At 53.3% G+C, this 7,437-nt stretch carries 2 protein-coding genes and 5 pseudogenes; 5 read left to right on the forward strand and 2 right to left on the reverse strand.

Annotated elements, in window-relative coordinates; genetic code table 11:
• Positions 1-62: 62 nt before the first annotated feature.
• Positions 63-736 (reverse strand): annotated as a pseudogene (locus ACE1BR_RS22275) (IS3 family transposase); the annotation flags it as partial.
• Positions 737-1,063: 327 nt separating this feature from the next.
• On the opposite strand from ACE1BR_RS22275, the gene ACE1BR_RS22280 reads away from it, so the two are divergent.
• The 3 genes and pseudogenes from ACE1BR_RS22280 to ACE1BR_RS22290 form a co-directional block, all read left to right on the forward strand.
• Complete coding sequence (locus tag ACE1BR_RS22280; RefSeq protein ID WP_374874170.1) at positions 1,064-2,158, forward strand: NapC/NirT family cytochrome c; 1,095 nt, start codon at positions 1,064-1,066, stop codon at positions 2,156-2,158.
• Positions 2,159-2,173: 15 nt separating this feature from the next.
• Positions 2,174-4,621 carry a molybdopterin guanine dinucleotide-containing S/N-oxide reductase gene (locus ACE1BR_RS22285; RefSeq protein WP_374874172.1) on the forward strand — a complete coding sequence of 816 codons (2,448 nt, stop codon included), beginning with the start codon at positions 2,174-2,176 and terminating at the stop codon, positions 4,619-4,621.
• Positions 4,622-4,716: 95 nt separating this feature from the next.
• Positions 4,717-4,977, forward strand: a pseudogene (locus ACE1BR_RS22290) (transposase); the annotation flags it as partial.
• Positions 4,978-5,217: 240 nt separating this feature from the next.
• On the opposite strand, the pseudogene ACE1BR_RS22295 reads toward ACE1BR_RS22290, so the two are convergent.
• A pseudogene (locus ACE1BR_RS22295) lies at positions 5,218-6,186 on the reverse strand (IS110 family transposase).
• A gap of 138 nt (positions 6,187-6,324) precedes the next feature.
• On the opposite strand from ACE1BR_RS22295, the pseudogene ACE1BR_RS22300 reads away from it, so the two are divergent.
• A pseudogene (locus tag ACE1BR_RS22300) lies at positions 6,325-7,020 on the forward strand (IS3 family transposase); the annotation flags it as partial.
• Positions 7,021-7,234: 214 nt separating this feature from the next.
• Positions 7,235-7,437 (forward strand): annotated as a pseudogene (locus tag ACE1BR_RS22305) (hypothetical protein); the annotation flags it as partial.

Below are 7,437 nucleotides of genomic sequence, written 5' to 3' on the forward strand. Positions count from 1 at the left end.
TATTCCAGACAGACTCGTGGCTCATTTGAGCATTCGTGCTCGCCCTGAACTCCGGGCACACTATAGGTGATATCGGTCACCCAAACCTGATTGGCCTGGCTAACAGTAAATTGTCGCTGTATACGATTAGGTGCTACGACTGAAGGTCTACCGGATACCCTGCGTGGCGCTTTATAGCCGCGTATGGCTTTGATCCGGTTTAGTTGCATAAGCCGTCCCACCCGATTTTTACCGCAGGTTTCGCCGTCACCATGAACCCGGCGATCGCCATACACGCCATCGCTCAGAGCATATGAATCGCGGATGAGTGTCAGCAGACGCTGGTTGTCTTTATCACGTGCACAGACCGGATTATGTAGCCATGCATAAAATCCGGCCCGGGCGACATTTAGTACCCGACACATTGTCATGACACCCCATACAGAACGGTGCTCATTGATAAAGCGGTACTTCAGTCGGGCTCCCTTGCAAAGTACCGCGCGGCCTTTTTCAGAATATCCCGCTCTTCTTCGGTGCGTTTTAACTGCGTCCGTAGCTTCAGGTGCTCACTTTTTGCTTCCAGTAAATCGTGGGCATGCTGCTCGCTATTATCCGGTTTGATGGCCCTCAGCCATTTATAGAGACTGTGAGCAGAAACCCCCAGCCGGTCAGACACCTCTGCCACTGAATAACCACGCTCAGTGATCTGACGCACTGCTTCCTCTTTAAATTCAGGTGTAAATCGTGGTGTGCCCATACGCTCCTCCTATGCTCAAACTCGAGGGCAGGATCGTCTACTGGGGCGGGGTCAGTCCAGGGTGGCATCATATGCATGATGGCTCTCTCCCTAAGCTCAGGCGCAATCCTGTGATTAGCCATTTTACAGCTCCTGCCCCAGTGGAAAAATCAGGCGACAACTACCCTGCCACTGGGGGTGCTGTCCACCGCCTGCGGGAATGTGTGCAGCAGTGCCATCTGCAAGTGTTTTTTGAGGATTAGTTTGCGGGAGTGCACGTTTTTACTTTCGCCAAGCATTTAATATCGAAATTAGATTAAATGCCGATTAATTTTTTGTAGGGTAAACATGACTATCAAAAAACGTTATATCGCCACGTTGGTGGCTATCGGAATTTGTATCGGCTGGTTAACCCTGGGTGGGACTCAAAGTGTGCTTTATGCCACCTCCAGCACCGAGTTCTGTGTCTCTTGCCATAGCATGGATATCCCTTATCAGGAGTACCAGGGCACTCGCCACTTCAATAACGTCTCCGGGGTGCGCGCCGAGTGTTCGAATTGCCACATCCCCAGCAATACGGTTGATTATCTGCTCACTAAGGGGCGTGCGAGCAAAGACATTTATCACGAGTTTGTTACTCGTAAAATCGACACACCAGAGAAGTATGAAAACCATCGCGCGGCCATGGCCGAAACCGTCTGGAAGCAAATGCGTGCCAACGACTCGGCCACCTGTCGATCCTGCCATAAAGATGACGCGGTCGAGCGTTTTGATCAGACGCCAGACGCGCAAAAGATGCACCAGTATGCACGAGACAATGACCAGACCTGTATCGACTGCCATAAGGGCATCGCCCACCAACTGCCCGAAATGAAGATGGACAGCAAGGCGCTTGATCACTTGGTGGAGCTTGCCAAGCAAACGCCAGCGCAGAGTGCGCAGGCGTATCCTTTCAAACCGACCCCGTTAGGCGAGCTGGCCACCATCAACCCGGCCACCGCCCTGACAGTGCTGGACACTCAGGGTGACACGCGCACCGTTGAGTTGAAGGGGTTTCAGATGGAAGGTGCCGAGCAGGTTATCTATGTGGCTGAGGGGCAGCGCGCCATCGTCGCCCAATTAACTGATGCCGGTCAGGCGGCGGTCCAAGCGGGCACTTACCAGGCGGACCAATATGGCAACAAATGGCGCAGTGCCCGCCTGCAGGGTGAGATTAATACCCCCATTTTGCCATCGCGCGATGCGCTTTGGCGCTATGCCGAGCAACTTGACAATGTCTATTGCTCTGCGTGCCATGCCAAGATCCCGGCTAAACACTTCACCGTGAACGCGTGGCCCTCTGTGGCCAAGAGCATGGGCGATCGCACTGCGATCAGCGTCGAGGATCTCGATATCCTCACCAAGTACTTCCAATACAACGCCAAAGATTTTGTGGCTAACTAAATTAAGGATGTTGTCATGACTACATTTTCTCGTCGCACCTTCCTCAAAGGGGCAGGGGCAACCCTGGGGGCCTTGGCCATTACATCGGTGGCCCCTGTTGGGGCGGTGACTAATAGCAAACAGGGGATGGCGGTACTGACTGCTGGCCGTTGGGGCGCCATGCTGGTTGAGGTGAAAGAGGGCAAGATTGTCGCTTCACGTAACGCATTGCCACAAACAGTAGAAAACAGCCTGCAAACTACTGCAGCGGATCAGGTCCATACCCAGGCTCGGGTGAAATACCCGATGGTGCGTAAAGGTTACCTGGCAAACCCCACCCAACCCGATGGTCAACGTGGTAATGACGAATTTGTGCGGGTCAGTTGGGAACAAGCGCTCAAGCTGATCCACGAGCAGCACAGCCGGATCCGTACCAAATACGGGGCAGAGTCGGTGTTTGCTGGCTCTTATGGTTGGCGCTCAAGCGGGGTGTTGCACAAGGCGCAAACCCTGTTGCAGCGTTATATGAGTATGGCTGGCGGCTATTCCGGTCATTTGGGGGATTACTCCACGGGCGCCGCGCAGGTCATCATGCCCCATGTGATGGGCTCGATTGAGGTATATGAGCAGCAAACTACCTATCCCATCATCATGGAGCTCTCTGATGTGGTGGTGATGTGGGGGATCAACCCGCTCAATACCCTGAAGATTGCGTGGTCCAGTACTGACGGGGCGGGGCTGGAGTTTTTCAATCAGCTCAAAGCGAGCAAGAAGACCATCATCGCTATCGACCCGATGCGTTCAGAAACCATCGACTTTTTCGGGGAGCAAGCTCAGTGGATCGCGCCGCACCCCAATACTGACGTTGCCATGATGCTGGGGATAGCCCACACCCTGGTCACTAAAAAGCAACATGACCAAGCCTTCCTGGATAAATACACCACCGGTTACGACAAGTTCGAACAATATTTACTGGGTAAAAGTGACGGTGTGGCCAAGAGTTCGGTCTGGGCGGAAGCTATCTGTGGCGTACCCGCCAAACAGCTGGATACGTTGGCAGAGATCTTCAGTAAAAATCGCACCATGCTGATGGCTGGCTGGGGTATTCAGCGCCAGCAATATGGTGAACAGCGTCACTGGATGCTAGTCACCCTCGCCGCCATGTTGGGTCAGATTGGTTTGCCGGGAGGTGGTTTTGGTCTCTCGTACCATTACTCTAATGGTGGTAACCCGACCCGCGATGCGGGGGTGCTGCCCGCTATTGCCGCCGAAATTTCGGGCGGTTCCTCTGCCGGTAATGACTGGGCTGTTTCCGGGGCGCTCAAGAGCTTCCCGCTTGCTCGTATCGTCGAGGCGCTTGAGAATCCCGGTGGCAGCTATCAGCACAATGGTAAAAGCGGCACGTTCCCGGCGATTAAGATGATTTGGTGGGCCGGTGGCGCAAACTTTACTCACCATCAGGATACCAACCGCCTGATCCGTGCTTGGCAAAAACCTGAACTCATTGTGATTTCAGAGCCTTACTGGACTGCGGCGGCTAAACATGCCGATATCGTTCTGCCCATCACCACCTCGTTGGAACGCAATGATCTGACTATGACAGGTGATTACAGTAACCAACACTTGATCCCGATGAAGCAGGTGGTGGAGCCGCAGTTTGAGTCTCGTAATGACTTTGATGTATTCGCCGATATGGCTGAGTTGCTCAAAGCAGGGGGGCGTGCCATTTACTCCGAGAATAAAAGTGAGATGGAGTGGTTGGCTGATTTCTATAAAGAGGCACAAAAGAGTGGTCGGCAAAACCGAGTGATCATGCCTAATTTCAGTCAATTCTGGCAACAAAATAAGCCTATTGAAATGAAACCAAATGCCCAGAATGCCAAGTTTGTACGTCATAGCGCATTTCGTGATAACCCGGTGCTTAACCCCTTGGGAACCCCCAGCGGTAAGATTGAGATCTACTCACGCACCATTGAAAGTTATAAGTTAAGCGACTGCCCACCGCATCCGACTTGGTTGGCCCCCACTGAATGGGTCGGTTCAGCCAAAGAGGGTGAGCTGCAACTGATGACCGCTCACCCGGCGCATCGTCTGCACAGCCAGCTCAACTACGCCAAATTGCGTGAGCTGTATGCCGTTGCCGATAGAGAGCCAATTATGATCCATCCGGACGATGCCAAAACCAGAGGCATTGCCCAAGGCGATCTGGTTCGAGCCTACAACGCCCGGGGACAGGTGCTGGTCGGGGCGGTGATCACTGATGGCATCAAGTCAGGCTCGGTCTGTATTCACGAAGGAGCCTGGCCCGATCTTGATAAGGCCAGTGGCATTTGTAAAAACGGCTGCTGTAATGTGCTGACGGCGGATATTCCCACTTCAACGTTGGCCAACGGTTGTGCGGCTAACTCCTCACTGGTGAAGATTGAGAAGTATACCGGAGCCACGTTGCCGCTTACGGCGTTTACCCCGCCGGTCGGTGCTTAAGTGGGCTCCGGTAAAGGAAAGTGATCTATATAGTGGTCTAATCATCCCGGACACCATTTTAGGTGGTACAGTCGCCACCATGACTGAGGTGTTCAATGACAAGATTACGTCGCTCATTTACTCCCGAATTCAAACTCGAAGCCGCATCCCTGGTGCTCGACCAGGGATATTCTGTCCCCGAAGCCAGCCGTTCACTGGATGTCGGTGAAACCGTACTTCGCCGCTGGGTTCAGCAACTGCAATCCGAACGAACCGGCACCACGCCTATCAGCAAAGCGCTGACTCCGGAGCAGCAGAAAATCCAGGAGCTGGAAGCCCGCATCCATCGGCTCGAGCGTGAAAAGGACATTCTAAAAAATGTATGGTCTGCTCCTTATCTGCAAGCTTGAACTGATTTACAGAAATCGTTTGCGTCAATGTATCCGGCCTGTCTGTGAGCCGTTTTCCGGCTCTGGCCTTGATGGGGTCCGCACGTCATCGTCCTAATAAAGCTACCAGTCACGAGAGACTGCTTTTTTAGCCAGGCTGCAACGTCGTGGGGTAAACGCTTCTGTCATCTGTTTTTGGCTCGCAAAACCGGGTATGAGTTCTATCAGTTAAACGGCTGAACTTGCGTTGGGATACGGTTGGTAATCCCTGCCGGATGTCAGCACTTTCCAGCAAATTCGCATTATCTTGTTGGCCAGGGCGATAAGTACCACATGGTGGTGATGGCCGACCTCCAGCCTAGCGACCCATTCGCCTAACGATGATTTGTCACGCTTCATGTGAATTTTCAGCGCTTTGGCGCCCTGAATAACCATTTGCCTTAAATAGTTATTGCCACGCTTACTGATCCCGCCGAGCGAAGATTTGCCACCCGTTGAATATTGTCTGGGAACCAGCCCCAACTAGGCTGAAAGATCGCGGGCTTTCTTGAATTGTGAACCATTGCCAATCGCGGCAATTAACGTGGTTGAGACAATCGGTCCAATGCCGGGGACTGTGCTGACTTTTTGGCACAAACTCGATGCGCTTGAGGCTTGCCCGAGCATGAGGCTCATCTCATCAATCTGAATATCCAGCTGTTGCCACCGTTCTCTCAGGCGCAATACCAGGGCGCGGATAAAATCAGGCAAGCCATTCTCGGCATCTTCAAGGATCGTCGGCAGAGAGCGCTCGAAGACTTTTCTGCCGACTGGCACGGTGAGCCCATATTCCAGCAGCAACGCTCGCATCTGATTGACAGTGGCGGTACGTTCGACGATGAAACGCTGACGGACGCGATGAGTCGCCTGCAATGCCAACTGTTCATGAGATTTCAACGGGACACAGCGCATAGTGCCTCTGCTACCAGCCTCGGCAATGGCGGTGGCATCGTTGAAGTCATTCTTGTTCGATTTGAGGTAGGGCTTAACAAGTTGAGCGGGAATAATCTTGGGCTCGAACCCCGCCTGTTGGAACAGGCATCCCCAGTATTGCGAACCAGGACATGCCTCGAAGGCAACCCGACAGGGTGGAGTCGTACTGATGAACTGTTTCAGTTGTGAACGAGTGAGCTTTTGCTTGGTCAATACATGCCCCATGCGATCTGAATCGCCACCAGGTGAAACCAATTTTTGCCTAAATCGATCCCGTAAATGTAAATCTGCGCTTGAGTCATGATGAGCCTCCTTGATGCTGGCTCCGGCATAGCGGGGTAGATGGAGCAGACCATCCCATTAGGCTACTGCTCTCTTGATGGCGGACGAGTTCACACGTACGCGCTGATAGACCGATTAAGGGAGCAAGCCCCCATCACTCTGGTCTGCTGCGCCTTCGATGTTCCCACCTCCTGTTTTTACGATTATCTGGCTCTCAGGCGGATGATTAACCGTGAGCGGATACAGCAACGCAGCGAGTTGCGCCGGTTGTTCAAAGCGAGCAGGAGCTCGGCGGGCAGCCGTGCCTTGATGTCGATGATGCGGGAGCTGGGGTATCAGATTGGCCGATTCAAAGTACGTAACCTGATGAAGGAAGCCGAGTTGGTATCCAAACAGCCGGGAGCACACCGCTATAAGGTGGCACGGTCTGAACGACCGGACATTCCCAATCTGCTGGCCCGCGAATTTGATGTCCAGCAACCCAATCAGGTGTGGTGTGGCGATATCACCTACGTCTGGGCAGGTGGTCGTTGGCATTACCTGGCAGCGCTGCTTGACCTGCATACCCGGCGGGTTGTGGGGTGGGCGATGTCTGATAAGCCTGATGCAGAGCTGGCCCTCAACGCACTGGAGATGGCCTATCAGCAGCGGGGTTGCCCATCCGGTGTGCTGTTTCACTCCGACCAGGGTAGCCAATATGGCAGTCGGGCATTTCGGCAACGACTGTGGCGCTATCGCATGACCCAGAGCATGAGTCGGCGTGGCAACTGCTGGGATACTCAGTTCATTATGCTCAAGAACATCAGCCCAATCTGACCCGTGCTGGGATTGGCGAACATAATACCTTTGCGTTGACCTGTCGATTGGATGCTGATGTTCCCTGGCATTGCCGGGCCCAGCGTCTGTGACCTAATAGGAGCCTTGTGCTGCATCTTGAGTGTCCTGTCCTGCGTATGGGGTTGGTAGTGCATATTCCTTGGAGGAATGAGCCATGAACAATTCCAGAAACAAAGCTGAAGTTATCCTTGGTGTAGACACCCATCTGGATACCCATGTTGGGGTTTTGCTTCATGCACAAGGACACCAGTTGGGATGCTTGATGGTCACGACCAATATCAGCGGATATGAGAGACTCGTAACCTGGGCAAACTCTTTCGGGTGCTTGAAGAGAGCTGGCGTTGAAGGCACAGGCAC

The organism is Aeromonas sp. MdU4, from assembly GCF_041929505.1.
Lineage (GTDB): Bacteria > Pseudomonadota > Gammaproteobacteria > Enterobacterales > Aeromonadaceae > Aeromonas.